This window comes from Devosia rhizoryzae (assembly GCF_016698665.1).
GTDB classification, from domain to species: domain Bacteria; phylum Pseudomonadota; class Alphaproteobacteria; order Rhizobiales; family Devosiaceae; genus Devosia; species Devosia rhizoryzae.
Genome location: NZ_CP068046.1, coordinates 1,452,203 through 1,471,287 on the forward strand (window position 1 = coordinate 1,452,203; position 19,085 = coordinate 1,471,287).

Consider the following 19,085-nt stretch of genomic DNA (forward strand, 5'->3'; position numbering starts at 1 on the left):
AGCCTCATCCTGAGGTGCGTAGCGCAGCGAGCCTCGAAGGACGAGGCGTGGCACCGACGGTAGAACGTCCTACCCCTCCGCCATCTCCGCCAGAAACTCTTCCGGCCCATCGACCTCCACCAGCTTGCGGCGCTCGATCAGCAGGAACCTCGTGCCAATCGCCCGCAGGAATGCGCGGTCGTGGGTGACGAGGATGGTGGTGGCGCCCTGCTCCCTGATGTCGTCCTCGAGTTGTTCCTGGCCGGGAATGTCGAGGTGATTGGTTGGCTCATCCAGGAGATAGAAGTTGGGCTTGGCGAGGCGCAGCGCCAGCAGTGCCAGGCGAGCGCGTTGCCCAAGTGACATGGTCCGGATCGGCTTTGATTGCCGGTCGGGCGGAAAGCCGGCGCCCGCCAACAGCGCGATCGTGCGGCGGTCGCCTTCGTCGAAGCGGTGCAAGATGTAATCGAGCGGTGACGGATCGAGCGGCAGCCAGGCCAACGCCTGATCGAGATAGCCAGAAGCGATCTGTGGGCTGAGCTTGAGGCCCGGCACCGGTTTGCCGCCGAGGGCTTCGGTGACGATGCGCATGAATTGCGATTTTCCAGTGCCGTTGCGGCCGAGCAGCACGATTCGGTCACCTTGGAAGATGTGCAGCTTCTCGATCGTGAAGAGCGGCTTGCCATCGGGCGTCGAGACGGGAAGGTTCTCGAACCCCATCATGACGCGGGCATCGGCGCCAGAATTGCCGAGCTTCACAAGGCCGGTGCGGTCGCGATGCACTTCTTGCACCTGCGTCTCGATCTTTTCGGCGCGCTCACGCAACTGCTTGGATTTGACTACCAGGAGATCACTGCCCGAGTTGATGCCGACATTGGTGAGCTTTGCCGCCTGTTTGCGGAGCTGGTTGGCATATTTCAGATCGCGTTCGCGCTGCGCTTCGGCGGCGGCATCGACCTGGTCGAGCTCGGCGCGCGCCGCAGAATACGCGAGCGGCAGATAGACCTGTTCGCTGGGGCGCAGGAACAGCGTTCGGTTGGTCGTGGTGTCGAGAAAGGCACGGTCGTGGCTGGCGATGATCACCGGCAGGTTTTTGGCTGCGTAAGACAGCCACTGCTCGAGCATGGCGATGCGGCCAAGATCGAGGTGGTTGGTGGGCTCGTCCATGAGCAGCGCATCGGGCTGCGTCACCCAACAGCGCGCGAGAAGCGCCATCCGCTGCCAGCCGCCACTGAGTTCGCCCAAAAACTTGTCGCGCAGGTCATGCGGGATGCTGAACTCTTCCATGACCACATCGACCCGCCAGCCTTCGCTGTCGAGGGCCGCTGCGTCCAAGGCCGAGCCGACAAATTCGGTCAGGGTCTGGCGCAGGCCAGCTTCGGGCACTTCTTGCGGCACATAGCCGATGGCGAGGCCGCGAGACCGGGTGATCTCCCCCTCGCTGAGCTCGGTCAGCCCTGCCATGGCGCGCAGCAGCGTGGTCTTGCCACGCCCGTTTGGCGCAACAAGGCCGACATGGTCGCCATCGCCGATGACGAGATTGAGGTTGGAGAACAAAAGGTCGCCAGCACGGTGGCCGGCATTGCGGAGGCTGATCATGCCCATGGGATAAACTCACTGGATCGGCGCGATCTCGGATCGAGCGCCATTGCCATTAACGTGGGCAGGCCAGTGGTGTCGGAGGTGTCAGAACGTCCGGACCAGAACTGGTCAGCCCTGCAGCGGAAGCCACAGGGCGTGGACGGGTCCACGGGAACGATGCGTATAAAGAATAGTCATGCAGCCCTCCCCAGTCCTCGTGTTAACGACGCCCCAATACCTAACTCACGCTGCCGAAGCAACGCAAGAGAGGTTTTAGGCGAAAAAGAAGAGCACGCTGGTGGCCAACAAGGCACCGAGGCGAGAGACGCGAAACGTGGCCAGCCGGTACGCAAAACTAGATCCGACATCAGGCCCGAAACACTTCGAGACAACCTTATCCGCTTGGTACGCAAAACTCGGAAGGTCGGCTCGCATACGGCAACTCCAGACAAAAACCGTATGTGCACTGGTATAGCGGATGGCACTTAAGAAAGTGCTTTCGAGATACTTACAGGAGGTAAACCGGACGCCTTATCTTGGGACGCCGGCATGCCTACATGGAAGATGAACCGATGTTCATATCTCGTTCATCTTGACGGTCCAGGACGCGCCTCAACTGTGGAAAGCGCGTTCGGGCCCAATCCCGCGGAAACCGCTGGGTTATGCTAGAAATCAGCCTTGCCCGATTCGGGCACAAGCATTGGAATGTGCATGTCTGATCTTTTCGGAAGCGCCGCGGCGCCCAAGCCCAAGAGCAAGCCGGAGGCCCCTGCCCCGGCGCAATCAAGCTATGGCGCGGCAGATATCGAGATCCTGGAAGGACTTGAGCCGGTTCGGCGGCGTCCGGGTATGTATATCGGCGGCACCGATACCAATGCCTATCACCACCTTTTCGCCGAGGTGATCGACAACTCGATGGACGAAGCCATTGCCGGCCACGCCAACCGCATCGAGGTGCACCTGGGCGCGGACGGATACATAACGGTTACCGATAACGGCCGCGGCATTCCCGTCGAGAAGCACCCAAAATTCCCAAATAGATCAACGCTCGAGATCGTCCACACCGTGCTTCACGCCGGTGGAAAGTTCGACAGCAAGGCCTATGAAACCTCCGGCGGCCTGCACGGCGTGGGCGTCTCGGTCGTCAATGCGCTCAGCGATGACATGGTGGTCGAGGTGGCGCGCGACCAGCAGCTGCACCGGATCATTTTTTCCCGCGGCAAGGTGGTGCAGGACGTCGAGAATGTCGGCCGTGTAAACAACCGGCGCGGAACGACGACGCGCTTTCATCCCGATCCCGAAATCTTCGGTGCCACGGCGCATTTTTCGGCTGGCCGCATCTTCCGCATGACGCGCGCCAAGGCCTACCTCTTCGGCGGCGTAGAGCTGCGCTGGAGCTGTGACGAAAGCCTTGCCAGCGACGACGTACCAGCCAAGGCGGTGTTCCACTATCCCGATGGCCTCAAGGATTTCATGGCCGCCCGGATCGAGGGCGAGACGCGGATCACCGACGAAATTTTCTCCGGCAAGAGCGGCCGGCCCGGCAGCCATGGCTCGGTGGAATGGGCGATCGCCTGGACGCTGGGCGATGGCAGCGTGCAGAGCTATTGCAACACGGTGCCGACGCCGGACGGTGGCACGCACGAAGCCGGCCTGCGCATGGCGCTGCTACGTGGGCTCAAGAATTATGCCGAGCTGACCAAGAACAAGGCGGCTGCAAACCTGACAGCCGAGGACGTGCTGACGAGCTGCTCGGCAATGCTGTCTGTCTTCGTGCGCGAGCCGGAATTCGTCGGGCAAACCAAGGACAAGCTGGCTTCGGGCGAGGCGACGCGCATCGTCGACACCGCGTTGCGGGATGCGTTTGATCATTGGCTGGGTTCCTCGCCAAACCAGGCGGGCAAGCTGCTCGACTGGGCCCTGGAGCGCGCCGATGAACGGATGCGGCGCCGCAAGGAGAAGGAGATCGACCGGGCGAGCGCGACGCGCAAGCTGCGCCTGCCGGGCAAGCTCGCCGATTGCACGCAGAACGCGGCGCAGGGGGCGGAGCTTTTCATCGTCGAGGGCGACTCGGCAGGTGGCTCGGCCAAGCAAGCGCGCAATCGTGCCAACCAGGCGGTGCTACCGCTGCGGGGCAAGATCCTCAACGTAGCTGGCGCTAGCCGGGAAAAGATGGCTGGCAGCCAGCTGATCGCCGACCTGATCCAGGCGCTTGGTTGCGGCACGCGGGACCGCTACAACGAAGATGATCTGCGCTACGACAAGATCATCATCATGACCGACGCCGACGTGGATGGCGCCCATATCGCATCACTGCTGATCACCTTCTTCTTCCAGGAAATGCCGCGGCTGATCGAAGGCGGGCATCTCTACCTCGCCCTGCCCCCGCTCTATCGCATCAGCCAGGGACCGAAGACACTCTATGCCCGCGACGAGGCTCATAAGACCGAGCTGATGGCAAGCGAGTTCAACGGCCGGTCCAAGACCGACATCACGCGCTTCAAGGGCCTCGGCGAAATGCCTTTCGCGCATCTGCGCGAAACGACGATGTCGCCCAAGTCGCGCACGCTGTTGCAGGTCAAAATTCTCGATGATCGAGATGCGACGCGGACGACGGTCGACCGGCTCATGGGTAGCAAGCCCGAGGCGCGGTTCGACTTTATCCAGGAGAACGCCGCCTTCGTCACCGATCTCGATATCTAGGCGACACCTGGGATCTTCGACGCAGTCTGCTTGATGTCCGATGCGTCGGGAGCATCGACCTGGCGATAGCGCGCCTGCACGCCACTATAGATGCCGAAGGCGATCAGACCGACGGCAGCCAGGGTGTAGAGCACACCGCCATAAGGTAGCGACTGGATCCAGTCGAGGGCGTCGGAGAGGCCTCCGGCCTGTTCTGGGTTCACGGTGAAGGCGGCGTAGATCATGAAGCCGCCGGTAACCGCAAGGAGTAGACCGCGCGCGGCCAGGCCGAAGACGCAGATTGGGTGCAGAACGTTTTCGTGCCCGGCGGGAAGCTTGATGCGCTTCTGGTATTCCTTGGAGAAGCCACGCCATGCTTGAACCAGGCCGCCGATGATCAGGCCGACGCCCACGAGGCCGAGAAGGACGTTGCCGAAAGGTAGCTGCAAGGCGGAGGCAGCAGCTTCGCTTTCTCCGCTGGAGCCAGAACCGGAACTGCCGCCGCCCATTCCCAACGCCATCGTGGCTGCCGTAAAGGCCAAGGCCATGTTGACGACGGCGCTGCCGACGCTTGCGAGACGGCCGACAATGCCCTTGGCATCGTTCTTGACGTGATCGGCGTTTAGGACACCTTGTGCCAGACGCCACAGTACGTGGCCGATGAGACCAATGGCGACGGCGCCTAGCAGGATACGACCGAAAGGCTGCGAAAGCACAGTGGACAAGGCATTTTCTGTGGTGGCGGAAGAGCCGGCGCCCCAGATGGCAAGCGCTCCAAGCACCATGTAAACGATTCCGCGCGCTGCATAACCCCAGCGTGCCAGAAGTTCGAACTTGTTGCCCATAATGTCCTCCGGATTGCGTGAACGGCAACGCGTCTTTGTTGCTGGCTGTTCCCGAAAGCTCCTCGCATTTACCGCTTTTGCGTGTCGAACGGGCAAAACCGTTGACTCGCAAGGGGTTTGCGCTATGGTCCGCGCCGCTGGAGCACTCCGGCTGGCGGATTTCCGCCGGCTCCCAGATGCCTCAGGGCCACGTCCGCAATGCTCCTTGCCGCCCAGTGGCCATTGGTTGCCTACGCTCTTTAGCGGCGCAACGGACCACCCCGACGCACCGTTCGAATTGGTCGAACTGGATCCGGCTTCGGGCACTCATCTGAACGGATAACGCCCTTTGACTGACGACTTTTCCGGACTTGGCCTTTCCAGCAAGGTAGCCGATGCGGTTGCCACAGCCGGCTATACGAAGCCGACCGAAATTCAGGCACAGGCCATTCCTCACCTTCTGCAAAAGAAGGACCTGATCGGTATTGCCCAGACCGGCACCGGCAAGACCGCCTCATTCGTCTTGCCGATGCTGACGCTGCTCGAAAATGGGCGCGCCCGCGCCCGCATGCCGCGCACGTTGATCCTCGAGCCGACGCGCGAGCTGGCGGCCCAGGTCGCCGAGAACTTTGAGAAATACGGCAAGAACCATCGGCTGACGATGGCGCTGATCATTGGCGGCGTGTCCTTTGAAGACCAGAACAAGAAGCTCGATCGTGGCGTCGACGTCCTTATCGCGACACCCGGCCGACTGCTCGATCAGTTCGATCGCGGTAAGATTTTGCTGACCGGGGTCGAGATCCTTGTCATCGACGAAGCCGATCGCATGCTCGACATGGGCTTTATCGACGACATCGAAAAGATTGCCTCGCGCCTGCCGCCCCGCCGGCAGACCATGCTGTTCTCGGCTACGATGGATCCGCAGATCGAGCGGCTGACCAAGAAGTTCCTGAAAGACCCCGTGCATGTGCAGGTGTCGCGCACGGCTTCGACGGCTGACACGATCGACCAAAAGCTGGTCAAGGTCGGGTCCAAGCCCGAGGACAAGCGCGCGACCCTGCGCGACCTTATCCGCGCCTCTGAAGGGCTGACCAACGCCATCATTTTTTGCAACCGCAAGCGCGATGTGGCGACCCTCGCCCGCTCGTTGGAGCGGCACGGCTTTTCGGCCGGAGCGCTGCACGGCGATATGGACCAGAAAAGCCGCATGGAGACGCTGGACGCCTTCAAGGGCAATCGGCTGACGCTCCTGGTAGCCAGTGACGTGGCCGCACGCGGGCTCGATATCCCAGCGGTGAGCCATGTGTTCAACTTCGATGTGCCGGTACATGCCGAAGACTATGTGCACCGCATTGGGCGAACCGGCCGCGCGGGCCGTTCCGGCGTCGCCTATACGCTGGTTGCGCCTGCCGATGGCAAGCATCTCGATGCCATCCTCAAGCTGATCCAGAAGCCCATCGACTATCTCGAGGTAGACTCGAAGGCGGCACCGGCCTCCGAAGAAGCGTCAGGTGAAGAGGCCGAAGCCAAGCCGAGCCGGGGGCGCCGTGGGCGTGCCGGCAAACCTGACAGGCAGCGCACCCGACCGGTGGAAGCCGTTGAGGCAAAAGCAACAGAAGACGTCGCAACCGAGGACGAGGGCAAGGCCGAGCGTCCTGCGCGAGCCAAGTCGCAGAACAACCGTCGTCGGCCGGAAAAGTCGAACGAGCAAGCAACGACGTCGGATAATGTTGATGCGGTCAGCTCGGAACGCCCAACCCGCGTAGAGAATCGCCGACGCCGACCAAGTGAACGACCGGTCGAGGAAGAGACTTCCGACACGCCGTTTGGCGATGCGGGGCCGATTCCGGCCTTTTTGTTGCGGCCAACACGAATATCGCAATAATCGGAACGGAATATTAGCGGACATCTGTCGAAACTGGGCCTGCTGAGGTTGGCGCCTGTTTTTGATGGCGCTATCAAGGGCAGACGACTCGGGTCCGGCTTACGCCGGGCCGGGCGCAACGAAGCGCGGGGTGGGCGGTGTCGGATCAGGAATTTACGCGAGCGCTGGGCTATGCCAATGCGGCGTTCGATCTTCTGAAGCGCAGCGGCATCCCGCCCTATCCGCAGTTCTATGAATTGCTCTACACCTATGCGACAGGCGTCAACCCGTCGCTAAACACCCGGCTCAACTCGATCTTTCGTGGTGGCGAGAAGCCCTCGTCGGAGCTGGCGGAAACGCTCTTCAACGAGTTTCTAAAGTCGGACATGACCGAGCGCATGTCGAGCGTTTCCGAACGAATGCATGCCCGCATCGAAGCGGTGCATGATGCGATCGACACAGCGATGTCGACGGCAAGTTCTTATTCCGGATCGCTGCAATCGGCTACCGGTGACCTAGAGGGCGATCTTTCCGACGAAGACATGAAGGCGCTAGCGGCGCGGCTTCTCAGCGAAACCCGCCGAATGCAGAAGACCAACCTTGAACTCGAAAAAAGGCTCGAGGCGTCGCGCGACGATATTTCCTTGCTTCAACGCGACCTCGACGATGTGCGCCGCGAGTCGATGCTGGATCCGCTGACCAAAATCGCCAACCGCAAAAGCTTCGACGAAGGTCTTGCAGACGCCCTGGTGGAAGCGCGTGACACCAACACTCCGGTCAGCCTGATCATGGCCGACATCGATCACTTCAAGACATTCAATGATACCTATGGTCACCAGACGGGCGACCAGGTGCTTCGCCTCGTGGCGATGACGCTCAAGTCGAACATCAAGGGCAAGGACCTAGCGGCGCGCTACGGTGGCGAGGAGTTTGTCGCCGTGCTTCCCTATACGGACCTGCATGGCGCAGTGATCGTTGCCGAAAACGTTCGCAAGGCGATCCAAGCCAAGGAATTGCTCAAGCGCTCGACCAACGAAAAGCTCGGCCGCATTACAGCGTCCTTCGGTGTGGCAAGCTTCAACCCGAACGATAACGCCGTGTCGCTGATCGAACGGGCAGATCGCTGCCTTTATGCGGCGAAGCATGCCGGGCGAAACCGCGTGGTGAGCGAGAGCGAGCTGGTGGATATCGTCGAAGCGCCCAAGGATGCTTCGGCAGCCTAGCGAAGTTCTCTGCCGCAGCAAACCTCATCCTGAGCTTGTCGAAGGACGAGGTCGTGGCACGTGCGGTGCGCCCGACCTCGTGGTTCGACAGGCTCACCATGAGGTCTCAGTTGGACGGCGTCAGCTCGACGCCAAGGTTTTCCAACATGTCCCAGTATTCCGGGTAGGTCTTACCGCTGCAAGCAGGGTCGAGGATCGTAATCCCTCTGATCTTTAGACCGGCGAGAGCAAAGCTCATGGCGATGCGGTGATCGTGGTAGGTCTCGATGCGGGCCGGCATAGTCTGGCCCGCGAGCGCGGGGTCGGAGGCGACAAGGAGGTCGTCGCCTTCTTCCATGGCGAGACCTGGACGAATGCGGTTGAGCTCGTTGGCAACCGCGCGAATGCGGTCGGTTTCCTTGACGCGAAGATTGGCGATGCCGACGAAGCGGACCGGAGTGTTGTTGAAGGCGGCGACTACCGCAAGGGTCGGCACCGCGTCCTGCATTTGCGAACCATCGATGACGGCAGGCATGTCGGGGAATTTGGCGATGACGGCCTGCGCTGCGGCGTCGGGCTGCGTGAAGGCATCGGCCGCGACACCGAGGTCGATCGTGCCGCCGGTAAGCGCTTCAATACCCCAGAGGTAGGTCGCGGCCGAGGCGTCGGGTTCTACGTGGAAGTCGGTGGCGCGGTAGCCAGTGGGCTGCACCAGCCATGCGCCGTCACCAGCTTCGGTGACATCGGCGCCAAAGGCGCGCATGGCGGCCAAGGTCAGATCGACGTAACCCCGGGCGCCGATGTCCTTGCCGGCGAGGGCAACTTCGATGGGCCCGTCACCAAACGGCGCCGCCATCAGCAAGGCCGAGACATATTGGCTGGAAAGCGAAGCGTCGATTTCAACGCGGCCCTTTCCGAAGCGGCCCATGCCGTGGATGGTCACTGGCGGACAGCCGCTGGGCGCGACGGCAGATATGCCAAGGGCGTTGAGCGCGTCTACCAGCGGCCTGATGGGGCGCAGCCGCATTTCGTCATCGCCGTCGACGATGACCGTGCCGTCCAGAGTTGCGACCGCCGCGGTGAGAAAGCGGGTGGCCGTGCCGGCGTTGCCTAGGAAGAGCGGTGCCGCTGGCGTGCGAAGCTTGCCGTGGCTCGTAACAAGGAAAGTCGTCGCGTCCGGCTCCTCGACCGTAACGCCCATCTCGCGGAGCGCACGCGCCATAAGGGTCGTATCCTTGCTCTTGAGCGCGCCGGTAAGGCGGCTCGTACCGTTTGCCAGCGCTGCGAGCAGGAGGACGCGATTGGTGATCGACTTCGATCCGGGCGGTGCAACGCGGCCGGAAAGCGGGCGATCTGGCGGGGTGATCGTGAGGGCGGGTGGGAGCGGGTGCATGGGGCGGGTATGCATCAGCCACAGGGGCTGTGCAACCAAGAAAGACCCCTCATCCGGCGCTGCGCGCCACCTTCGCCGGCGAGGGGAGAAGGGAGCTCCGAGTGTGGGACAGTGTCCTGCCTTCCTTCTCCCCTTGCGGGAGAAGGTGGCTCGCCCAGCGAGACGGATGAGGGGTGTCAGGCCCCTGCCCTTGCCTCTGCCAGCGCCTTCAAATCCGCGGGGGCGAGCGTGACGCTTTCGCCGCAGCCGCAGGCGCCGGTCTGGTTCGGGTTCTTGAATGTGAAGCTTGAGCCCATCTTGGACTCTTCGAAATCCATGACCGTGCCCAGGAGATACATCGTCGCCTTGGGGTCGACCCAAACGTTGACGCCGTGATCTTCCACATGGTCGTCGCCAGCGATGGGCGCTTCGACATAGTCCATGGTGTAGCTCACACCAGCGCAGCCAGCATTCTTGATGCCGACGCGCAGTCCGACGACGGGCTTATCGCTATCTTCGATGATCTCGGTGATGCGCTCGGCAGCGGCATCGCTCAGGGACATGATCTTGAAGGGCATCGGTCGACCTTTATCGGCGTTTCACGATATATAAGACCAAACGCGCCGCATTACCACCAGTTCAACGCGACTTGCGCTTCTTCGCTCATGCGGGACGCATCCCAGGGCGGATCGAAGACCATGTTGACCTGAACGTCCTGAATGCCTTCGACTGAACGCGCAGCATTTTCCACCCAGCCCGGCATTTCACCGGCGACCGGGCAGCCTGGCGCCGTTAGCGTCATATCGATGGTGAGATTGCGGTTGTCATCCAGGTCCACACGATAAACCAAGCCGAGCTCATAGATGTCGACCGGAATTTCCGGGTCGTAGACGGTTTTCAGCGCGCCGATCAGGTCGGTGGTGATGCGCTCGACTTCGCCTTCCGGCAGAGTGGTCGGCATGGTCGGCTGAATGCGGGTATCGATAACGTCTTCGGTCATGTGCCAACCTCTAAGCGAAAAATTTCAGGGCGCGCTCGATGCCGTCAACCAGCGCATCCACGTCGTCCTTGCCATTATATAGGGCGAAGGAGGCGCGGCAGGTAGAGGTGACGCCGAAGCGTTTCAGCAGCGGCTGAGCGCAATGCGTGCCGGCGCGAACGGCGATGCCGTAGCGGTCGAGAATCGTCGCTACGTCGTGGGCGTGGGCCGTCCCAAGCTCGAATGCAAAAATGCCACCCTTGCCGGGTGCAGTGCCGATCAGGCGAAGCGAGTTGATGCGGCTGAGGCGCTCCTGGGCGTATTCGGCGACAGCGTGTTCGTGTTGGGCAATAGCATCGCGGCCTAGCGCATCCATGTAGTCCAGCGCGGCGCCGAGGCCCATGCCCTGGACTATCGGCGGGGTGCCGGCTTCGAAGCGATGGGGTGGCTCGTTGTAGGTGATGTCGTCGAGGGTGACGGTTTCGATCATTTCGCCACCGCCCTGGTAGGGCTGCATCTGGGCGAGAAGGTCGAACTTGCCATAGAGAACGCCGATGCCGGTGGGGCCATAGAGCTTGTGGCCGGTCATGATGTAGAAGTCGGCGTCGAGGTCCTGCACGTCAACCTTGGTGTGGACGGCGCCCTGAGAGCCATCCACCATCACCGGAATGCCGCGGGCATGGGCGATCTCGATGACCTGCTTGATCGGCGTAATGGTGCCCAGGACGTTTGACATGTGGGTGATTGCAACGATGCGGGTGCGGTCGCTGAGCGCCTTTTCGAAAGCGTCGATGTCGAAGCTGCCGTCGTCGCCGACGTCTACCCAACGGAGGACGGCACCGTTGCGCTCGCGGTGAAAGTGCCAGGGGACGATGTTTGAGTGGTGCTCCATCGTCGTCAGCACGATTTCGTCGCCTTCGCCGATGCGCGGTCCGGCAAAGGAAGACGCGACTAGGTTGATCGCTTCGGTTGCCGACTTGGTGAAGATGATTTCTTCGATGCGATCGGCATTGAGGAAACGGCGCACGCTTTCGCGGCCGGCTTCGTAGCCCTCAGTGGCGCGGTTTGCGAGCGTGTGAAGGCCGCGGTGGACGTTGGCATATTCGTGCCGATAGCCGCGATCCATGCGATCAAGCACCTGCACCGGCTTTTGTGCCGAAGCGCCGGAGTCCAGATAGACAAGGCGCTTGCCGTGGATCTGCTCGGACAGAATTGGGAAATCGGCGCGGACTTTTTCGAGGTCGAAGGTCATGGGGTCAGCCTCTGCTTTACCTCTCCCTCTGGGGGAGAGGTCGACCGTCTTCGGTCGGGTGAGGGGGCCTTCCTCCGCACCGTGATTGTAAAGGCCCCCTCACCCGGCGCTTCGCGCCGACCTCTCCCCCAGAAGGAGAGGTGAAGAGGCTTCGGTTCATTTTCCCAGCAGCCAGGTGTCGATAATGCCGTTCAGGGCGTCCGCCAAGGCTTCGTCTTCGATCGGGTCGACGAGTTCGGCGATGAAGCCGCGGACCAGCATGGTTTCGGCTTCGGCCTTCGGGATGCCGCGGCTGAGGAGGTAGAACAGGCTATCCTCGTCGAGCTTGCCGCAGGTGGAGCCGTGGCCGCAGACGACGTCGTCGGCGTAGATTTCGAGCTCGGGCTTGCTCAGGATTTCGGCGTCGTCGGACAGCATCAGGCCCTGATGCATGAATTTTGCGTCGGTCTTCTGCGCGTCGCGAGCGACCACAAGCTTGCCCTGCACCACGGCCTTGGAACGGCCGCGCGTGATGGACTTGAACAGCGGCTGCGAAGAGGTGTTCGGCACCGCGTGATTGGTTTCCATGGTGATGTCGGCGTGCTGGCCCTCGGAAACGAGGTTGAGTCCGGTGACATCGGCATGTGCACCCTGCCCCGACATGCGCGGGAAGAGGTGGGTGCGGGCCAGATCGGAGCCGGCGTGGATGATCAGCGTGCGCAGCTTGGCGCCATCGGCAAGGTGGTATTCGTTGGTCGCAAAGTGCGAAGTTTCGCGGCCGCTGAGATCGACGGTGACGTGGGTCACCACGGCATCCTTGCCGAGTGCGAGATAGGTCGCGTGATTACCGACATGAGCCGCGTCGGAGCCGGTGAAGGTTTCGACGATGGTCACGGTGGCGCCGTCGGCGGCGAAGATCTTGAGCGCATCCGCAACGTGGGCAGCTTCGCCTTCGATCCGCCGCGCGATCTGGATGATCTGGTCGACGCCGGCCGCGATTTCGAGCGACATGGCTTCGCGCACGAGACCGTTGTTGATGTGGATCAACGTGTCGTCACGCGTGGTCAATACGCCGCCACGGACTGTTGCGACGCTGACTCCGGCAGGGGCGGTTCCCTGCTGGGAAGCGACGCCGTTGACGATCGTCAGGTTGTAGGAGCCTGGCAGATCAAGTGCAGGCACATCGACCTGGTTTGCCGGCTTGCCCATGGGTGGGACAGCGCGCAGCAGGGTCTTAAGGTCGGTGTAGTGATAGCTCTCGACGCGGCGGGTGGGAAGGCCGGCGACGGTGATGCGCTCGGCAGCCTGGTCGGCACCGGCAGACTTGAGCTGGCTGATCAGCGCTTCCTCGGCGGCGCCGAGGCGGACGGGAAAGTTGGGGCGGACCATCAGGCGGCCTCGCCGCCGTAATTGGCATAGCCTTCGGCTTCGAGCTTGAGCGCCAGCGACTTGTCGCCGCTTTCGACGATGCGGCCGTCCGAGAAGACGTGCACGACGTCGGGCACGATGTGGTTGAGGAGGCGCTGGTAGTGGGTGATCACCAGCATCGAGCGCTGGCCGTCGCGGAGCGAATTGACGCCGCGCGACACGACCTGCAGCGCATCGATGTCAAGACCGGAGTCGGTCTCGTCGAGCACGGCAAGCGAGGGCTTGAGCAGGGCCATCTGCATGATCTCCGCGCGCTTCTTTTCGCCGCCGGAGAAGCCGACATTGAGCGGGCGCTTGAGCATATCGCTATCGACATTGAGCTGGGAACCGGCTTCCTTGACCAGCCGCATGAACTCGGGGGTCTTGAGCTCGTCCTCGCCGCGCGCCTTGCGCTGGGCGTTGAGCGCGGCCTTAAGGAAGGTCATGGTGGCGACGCCAGGGATCTCGATCGGGTATTGGAAGGCGAGGAAGATGCCGGCCACAGCACGCTCGTCGGCTTCCATCTCGATAATGGACTGACCGTTGAGCAGAATATCGCCCTCGGTGATCTCGTAGTCTTCCTTGCCGGCAAGGACGTAGCTCAGCGTCGACTTGCCCGAGCCGTTACGGCCCATGATGGCGTGAACTTCCCCTGGCGGAATGATGAGGTTCACGCCCTTGAGGATTTCACGCTCTTCGATGCGGGCGTGAAGATTGCGGATTTCGAGGATGGGAGTGGTCATTTTGTGCTCCGGTCGGCTGCCATCTCGGCGCCGATGATTGTGGAAGGCCCCCTCACCCGCCGCTTTGCGGCGACCTCTCCCCGGAGGGGCGAGGTAAGGGGCTACGAGTTCCTTAGCCGACACTGCCTTCTAGGCTGATCGAGATCAGTTTTTGCGTTTCGACCATGAATTCCATGGGCAGGTGCTGCAGCACGTCGCGAACGAAGCCATTGACGATCAGCGCCACCGCTTCTTCTTCCGAAAGGCCACGGGCCTGACAATAGAACATCTGATCGTCGGAGATCTTGGACGTGGTCGCTTCGTGCTCGAACACCGCAGTGCCGTTGCGGCTCTCGATATAGGGCACGGTGTGGGCGCCGCACTTATCACCGATCAGCAGTGAGTCGCATTGGGTGAAATTGCGCGCATTCTTGGCCCTGGCGTGGGCCGAGACCTGGCCGCGATAGGTGTTGTCGGAGAAGCCGGCGGCGATGCCCTTGGAGATGATGCGGCTGGACGTGTTCTTGCCCAGATGGATCATCTTGGTGCCGCTATCGACCTGCTGGTAGCCATTGGAGATAGCGATCGAGTAGAACTCGCCACGCGAGCCGTCACCGCGGAGGATGCAGCTGGGATATTTCCAGGTAATGGCCGAGCCGGTTTCGACCTGAGTCCAGGAAATGTGCGAGTTGACGCCGCGGCAGTCGCCACGCTTGGTGACAAAATTGTAGATGCCGCCCTTGCCGTTCTTGTCGCCGGGATACCAGTTCTGGACCGTCGAGTACTTGATTTCGGCATTGTCGAGGGCGACGAGTTCGACCACAGCGGCGTGGAGCTGATGCTCGTCGCGCATGGGGGCGGTGCAGCCTTCGAGGTAGGAGACGTAGCTGTCGTCATCGGCGATGATCAGCGTGCGCTCGAACTGGCCGGTCTTCTTTTCGTTGATGCGGAAATAGGTCGACAGCTCCATCGGGCAGCGAACGCCTTTGGGGATGTAGACGAAGGAGCCATCGGTAAAGACAGCGGAATTAAGCGTCGCATAATAGTTGTCAGTGACCGGGACGACGGTGCCCAGATATTGCTGGACGAGTTCGGGATGCTCGCGCACGGCTTCCGAGATCGAGCAGAAGATGATGCCCTGCTTGGCCAGCTCTTTGCGGAAGGTGGTGACGACGGATACGCTATCGAACACAGCGTCAACGGCGACATTGGCCCCAAAGGGCGTGCCGACGCTCTCGGCAGCGCCTTCAACGCCAGCCAAAATCGCCTGTTCCTTGAGCGGGATGCCAAGCTTGGCGTAAGTGGCCAGAAGCTCCGGATCGACTTCGTCGAGGCTCTTCGGACCCTTGAAGCTCTTGGGCGCGGAATAGTAGCTGATCGCCTGGAAGTCGATCTTGGGATAGTGGACCTTGGCCCAGTTGGGCTCTTCCATGGTCTGCCAGCGGCGGAAAGCCTCCAGACGCCAATCCAGCATCCATTGCGGCTCATCTTTCTTGGCGGAGATCATGCGCACGGTGTCTTCGGTCAGGCCGACCGGCGCGACGTCGGATTCGATATCGGATTCAAAGCCGTACTTATATTTGTCGACGTCAAGCGCGAGCACTTGCTCGACGGTTTCCCGATCGATCTCTTCCTTGAGCGTGGGAATTCCGTAGTCCGTCATCAGGCTCTCCTTATGTCCATCGACGGTTAAAGGCCGTCGCGAACGCTTAGTCTTAGTCTATGGCGACTAGGCCGCCTGCCCCGCGCGCCGCTGGCGCGAGACGATCGATTGGTAACCGGCAAGGAACGCGTCGGCGTCCACGACGGTCGAATTCCAGCCAAAGCTGACGCGTAAGCCGCACTCAGCCAGAGATTTTTCGACGCCCATGGCGGCGAGTACGTGGCTGGCACCGACCTTGCCCGACGAGCAAGCAGAGCCGGAAGACACCGAGATGCCAGACAGATCGAGCGACATCATCGCGGTGGCATTGCGGATGCCGGGCACGGCGAAGTTGACGACGTTGCCGATGCGTTGAGCGGCTTCGCCGAAGATCTTGACGTCCGGCGCCATGGTACGCAGGCCAAGCTCGACGTGGCGCGTCAACGCCCTCATCACTTCCGCATCATAGTTCGTGGCCTCGGCCGCAGCGCCAAAGGCCGCGATCAGGGCCGCAGATTCCGTACCACCGCGACGACCTTGTTCCTGGCCACCGCCGGGGATCAGACGCACCAGATCGGCATGGCTCTTCACCAGCAGCGCACCAATGCCGGCTGGGGCGCCGATCTTGTGGCCGCTGATTGCCATCATATCGGGTGCGGAGGCGGAAAATTCGAGAGGCAGCCTGCCGAAAGCCTGGACGGCATCGATGAACAGTGTGTGACGCGTAGGGCCGACAAGGGCGCTGATGCGATCGATGGGCTGAATAACACCGGTCTCGTTGTTAACCCAATGAAAGGCAGCGAGAAACGTGACGTGTTCGGCATCGGCGCGAACAAGAGCTGCGGCGAGCTGATCGAGGTCGATCCGGCCTTGGGCATCAAGACCGATGGTCCAGACCGGAAGGCCAGTGGCTTCGGCAGCCTTGGAGACGGCAGCGTGCTCGCCGGCGCTGATGACGATGGCGCCGGAAGCGAATGTCTTGGCGCCGCCGACGATGGCCTGGGTGATGGCTTCAGTGGCCGAGCCGGTGAAGACGACCTGCTTGGATTCGGCGCCGGCGAGGCGTGCGACCTGGCGGCGACCGGTTTCGATCGTGTCGCGCAGCGCGCGACCGTGGGCGTGGACGGAGGACGGGTTTCCGACCAGATCGAGCGCGGCAACGAGCGCTGCCCGCGCTTCGGGTCGAAGCGGGGACGCGGCATTATGATCAAGATAGATCGCCGGTCTCGTCATTGCGCCTTCCGGGCGATGCACGCCCAACATAGCTATAATGCTTGATCCGGGACGCTCGGGCGCCCTCTTGACCAAACACTTCTTGAATTTTCGCGCCCAACTTCATTACAAGGGGCGCACCTGATGGCCGGATCCGGCCAGAAACCACTTTTTGAACAATTCTAAAGTGACTTTCGGAGCCATGTTTTAGGGTTCGACCCGCAGTTAGTCAAGCTGCGCAAGGGCGTTCCCCAGCTACCGAAAGCGCGCTGCCACAGAGCCGGAAAGGCCGGAACATTCCATGCCAGAAGTGATCTTCAACGGTCCCGAGGGACGCCTCGAAGGCCGTTACCAGCCAGGCAAGGAGCCTAACGCTCCGATCGCCATCGTGCTGCACCCGCACCCGCAGTTCGGCGGGACGATGAACAACCAGATCGTCTATAATCTCTTCTACATGTTTGCCGAGCGCGGCTTTTCGGTGTTGCGCTTCAACTCGCGCGGCGTCGGCCGCTCGCAGGGCATGTTCGACCATGGCATCGGCGAGCTTTCCGATGCTGCGGCGGCGCTCGACTGGCTGCAGATCATCAATCGCGAGTCGCGTGGGTGCTGGATCGCCGGTTTCTCGTTCGGCGCCTGGATCGGTATGCAGTTGCTGATGCGCCGTCCTGAGGTGGAAGGGTTCATTTCGGTATCGCCGCCGGAAAACCTTTACGACTTCTCGTTCCTGGCCCCCTGCCCGTCCTCGGGCCTCATCATCCATGGCGACAAGGACCGCGTGGCGCCGCCAAGCTCGGTGCAAAAGCTCGTCGATAAGCTCAAGACGCAGAAGGGCATCACCATCGAGCAGCAGATCGTGGAGGGTGCGAACCATTTCTACGAAGGCAAGATCGATGAACTGACCGCGGCCTGCGCCGAGTATCTCGACCGTCGCCGTCAGGAGATCGCGGACGGCGGCGGGCGCTAACAAGAGCGCAATACTGCGATTGTTGGGTGGTCTCGCCTTGCGGCGGGGCCTGCAATGCACCGACCTCGTGGTTCGACAGGCTCACCATGAGGTCTCATAGGCTTCAGTGATTCAACATGACCAAGTTTAGATCCGAATTTCTCCAGACGCTTTTCGAGCGCGGCTTCATACATCAGGTTTCCGACGAGACCGGGCTCGATGAGCTTTTCGCCACCGAGACGGTCACGGCCTATATCGGCTTCGACCCGACGGCATCGTCACTGCATGTGGGCAGCTTGATCCAGATCATGATGCTGCATTGGCTGGAAAAGACCGGCCACCGTGCCGTTGCCCTGATGGGCGGCGGCACTGGCATGGTGGGCGATCCCTCGTTCAAGGACGAAGCCCGCAAGCTGATGACGGTGGATACGATCCAGTCCAACATCGACGGCATCAAGCAGGTGTTTTCGAACTACCTTGATTTCGGCGATGGCAAGTCGCTGATGCTCAACAATGCCGAATGGCTTTTACCGCTCAACTACCTCGAATTCCTGCGCGACGTGGGCCAGCATTTTTCGGTCAACCGCATGCTGAGCTTTGATTCGGTGAAGCAGCGGCTCGATCGCGAGCAGTCGCTGAGCTTTCTCGAATTCAACTACATGATCCTCCAGGCTTACGACTTCGTCGAGCTCAACAAGCGCTATGGCGTGCGGTTGCAGATGGGCGGTTCGGATCAGTGGGGCAATATCGTCAACGGCATCGACCTCGGCCATCGCATGGGTACGCCGCAGCTTTACGCGCTGACGACGCCGCTCTTGACGACCGCATCCGGCCAGAAGATGGGCAAGTCGATGAACGGCGCCATCTGGCTCAATCCGGACCTCCTTTCGGCCTACGATTTCTGGCAGTACTGGCGGAACACCGAGGATGCGGACGTCGAGCGGTTCCTCAAGCTTTATACGACGCTTCCTCTGGACGAGGTCGCCCGGATCGTTGCCGGTGATATCAACGAAGCCAAAAAGCGGCTGGCGACCGAAGTCACCGCAATGATCCGCGGCCGCGCTGCGGCGGAAGAAGCCGCCGAAACGGCGCGTGCGACATTCGAGACCGGAAAGCTCGATCTGTCGCTGCCGACCGCCGAAGTCACGCATGCGGAGCTTGCGACCGGAATTGGCGTGCTGGCGGCCTTGGTCAAGGCTGGTCTTGCCGCGTCGAACGGCGAAGCGCGTCGGCATGTGCAGTCCGGCGCGGTCAGGGTCAACGATGCCGTTATCGAGGACGAAAAGCTCAGCCTTGCGGACAATGCCTTGTTGCCGGAAGGCGTGATCAAGCTCTCCGTCGGCAAGAAGCGGCATGCCCTGATCAAGCCGGTGTAAAGGCCCCTCACCCGGCCCTGCGGGCCGACCTTTCCCCGGAGGGGCGAGGTAAAGAGGCGTCGCGAGAGC

15 protein-coding genes are annotated in these 19,085 nt (G+C 61.6%); 5 read left to right on the forward strand and 10 right to left on the reverse strand.

Going from position 1 to position 19,085, the window contains the following annotated elements:
• Positions 1 to 69: 69 nt before the first annotated feature.
• Positions 70 to 1,584 carry an ATP-binding cassette domain-containing protein gene (locus JI748_RS07250; protein ID WP_201636407.1) on the reverse strand — a complete coding sequence of 505 codons (1,515 nt, stop codon included), beginning with the start codon at positions 1,582 to 1,584 and terminating at the stop codon, positions 70 to 72.
• 687 nt (positions 1,585 to 2,271) lie between these two features.
• Here JI748_RS07250 and parE point away from each other — a divergent pair.
• Positions 2,272 to 4,263, forward strand: coding sequence for a DNA topoisomerase IV subunit B (gene parE, locus JI748_RS07255; protein ID WP_201636409.1), 1,992 nt, complete (start codon positions 2,272 to 2,274; stop codon positions 4,261 to 4,263).
• Here the strand turns inward: parE and JI748_RS07260 are convergent.
• Positions 4,260 to 5,087, reverse strand: coding sequence for a DUF1206 domain-containing protein (locus JI748_RS07260; protein WP_201636411.1), 828 nt, complete (start codon positions 5,085 to 5,087; stop codon positions 4,260 to 4,262). The two genes, parE and JI748_RS07260, sit on opposite strands and share 4 nt — an antisense overlap.
• 328 nt (positions 5,088 to 5,415) lie before the next feature.
• On the opposite strand from JI748_RS07260, the gene JI748_RS07265 reads away from it, so the two are divergent.
• The gene (locus JI748_RS07265) at positions 5,416 to 6,951 is read left to right on the forward strand and encodes a DEAD/DEAH box helicase (RefSeq protein ID WP_201636413.1); all 1,536 of its coding nucleotides are present in this window, start codon (positions 5,416 to 5,418) and stop codon (positions 6,949 to 6,951) included.
• A gap of 137 nt (positions 6,952 to 7,088) precedes the next feature.
• Positions 7,089 to 8,153, forward strand: a complete 1,065-nt coding sequence (locus JI748_RS07270; RefSeq protein WP_201636415.1) for a GGDEF domain-containing protein — start codon at positions 7,089 to 7,091, stop codon at positions 8,151 to 8,153.
• 106 nt (positions 8,154 to 8,259) lie between these two features.
• On the opposite strand, the gene JI748_RS07275 is transcribed toward JI748_RS07270, so the two are convergent.
• The 8 genes from JI748_RS07275 to JI748_RS07310 form a co-directional block, all read right to left on the reverse strand.
• Complete coding sequence (locus tag JI748_RS07275) at positions 8,260 to 9,525, reverse strand: 3-phosphoshikimate 1-carboxyvinyltransferase (protein WP_201637099.1); 1,266 nt, start codon at positions 9,523 to 9,525, stop codon at positions 8,260 to 8,262.
• A gap of 176 nt (positions 9,526 to 9,701) precedes the next feature.
• Positions 9,702 to 10,082, reverse strand: coding sequence for a HesB/IscA family protein (locus JI748_RS07280; RefSeq protein WP_233280630.1), 381 nt, complete (start codon positions 10,080 to 10,082; stop codon positions 9,702 to 9,704).
• Between the two features lie 50 nt (positions 10,083 to 10,132).
• Positions 10,133 to 10,465 carry an SUF system Fe-S cluster assembly protein gene (locus JI748_RS07285; RefSeq protein ID WP_233280669.1) on the reverse strand — a complete coding sequence of 111 codons (333 nt, stop codon included), beginning with the start codon at positions 10,463 to 10,465 and terminating at the stop codon, positions 10,133 to 10,135.
• A gap of 49 nt (positions 10,466 to 10,514) precedes the next feature.
• On the reverse strand, positions 10,515 to 11,735 hold the full coding sequence (locus tag JI748_RS07290; RefSeq protein WP_201636417.1) for a cysteine desulfurase: 1,221 nt from the start codon (positions 11,733 to 11,735) through the stop codon (positions 10,515 to 10,517).
• A gap of 156 nt (positions 11,736 to 11,891) precedes the next feature.
• Entirely contained in the window at positions 11,892 to 13,103 is a 1,212-nt protein-coding gene (sufD, locus tag JI748_RS07295) for a Fe-S cluster assembly protein SufD (RefSeq protein ID WP_201636419.1), read from the reverse strand.
• The gene (sufC, locus tag JI748_RS07300; RefSeq protein ID WP_201637103.1) at positions 13,103 to 13,852 is read right to left on the reverse strand and encodes a Fe-S cluster assembly ATPase SufC; all 750 of its coding nucleotides are present in this window, start codon (positions 13,850 to 13,852) and stop codon (positions 13,103 to 13,105) included. Before sufC ends, sufD begins: the two co-directional genes overlap by 1 nt.
• Positions 13,853 to 13,976: 124 nt before the next feature.
• Positions 13,977 to 15,506 carry a Fe-S cluster assembly protein SufB gene (gene sufB, locus JI748_RS07305; RefSeq protein WP_201636421.1) on the reverse strand — a complete coding sequence of 510 codons (1,530 nt, stop codon included), beginning with the start codon at positions 15,504 to 15,506 and terminating at the stop codon, positions 13,977 to 13,979.
• Positions 15,507 to 15,572: 66 nt separating this feature from the next.
• Complete coding sequence (locus JI748_RS07310) at positions 15,573 to 16,718, reverse strand: cysteine desulfurase family protein (RefSeq protein WP_201636422.1); 1,146 nt, start codon at positions 16,716 to 16,718, stop codon at positions 15,573 to 15,575.
• A gap of 280 nt (positions 16,719 to 16,998) precedes the next feature.
• Between JI748_RS07310 and JI748_RS07315 the strand changes: the two genes are divergently transcribed.
• On the forward strand, positions 16,999 to 17,661 hold the full coding sequence (locus tag JI748_RS07315; RefSeq protein WP_164535475.1) for an alpha/beta hydrolase: 663 nt from the start codon (positions 16,999 to 17,001) through the stop codon (positions 17,659 to 17,661).
• Between the two features lie 116 nt (positions 17,662 to 17,777).
• The gene (gene tyrS / locus JI748_RS07320) at positions 17,778 to 19,016 is read left to right on the forward strand and encodes a tyrosine--tRNA ligase (RefSeq protein ID WP_201636424.1); all 1,239 of its coding nucleotides are present in this window, start codon (positions 17,778 to 17,780) and stop codon (positions 19,014 to 19,016) included.
• Positions 19,017 to 19,085 lie beyond the last annotated feature (69 nt).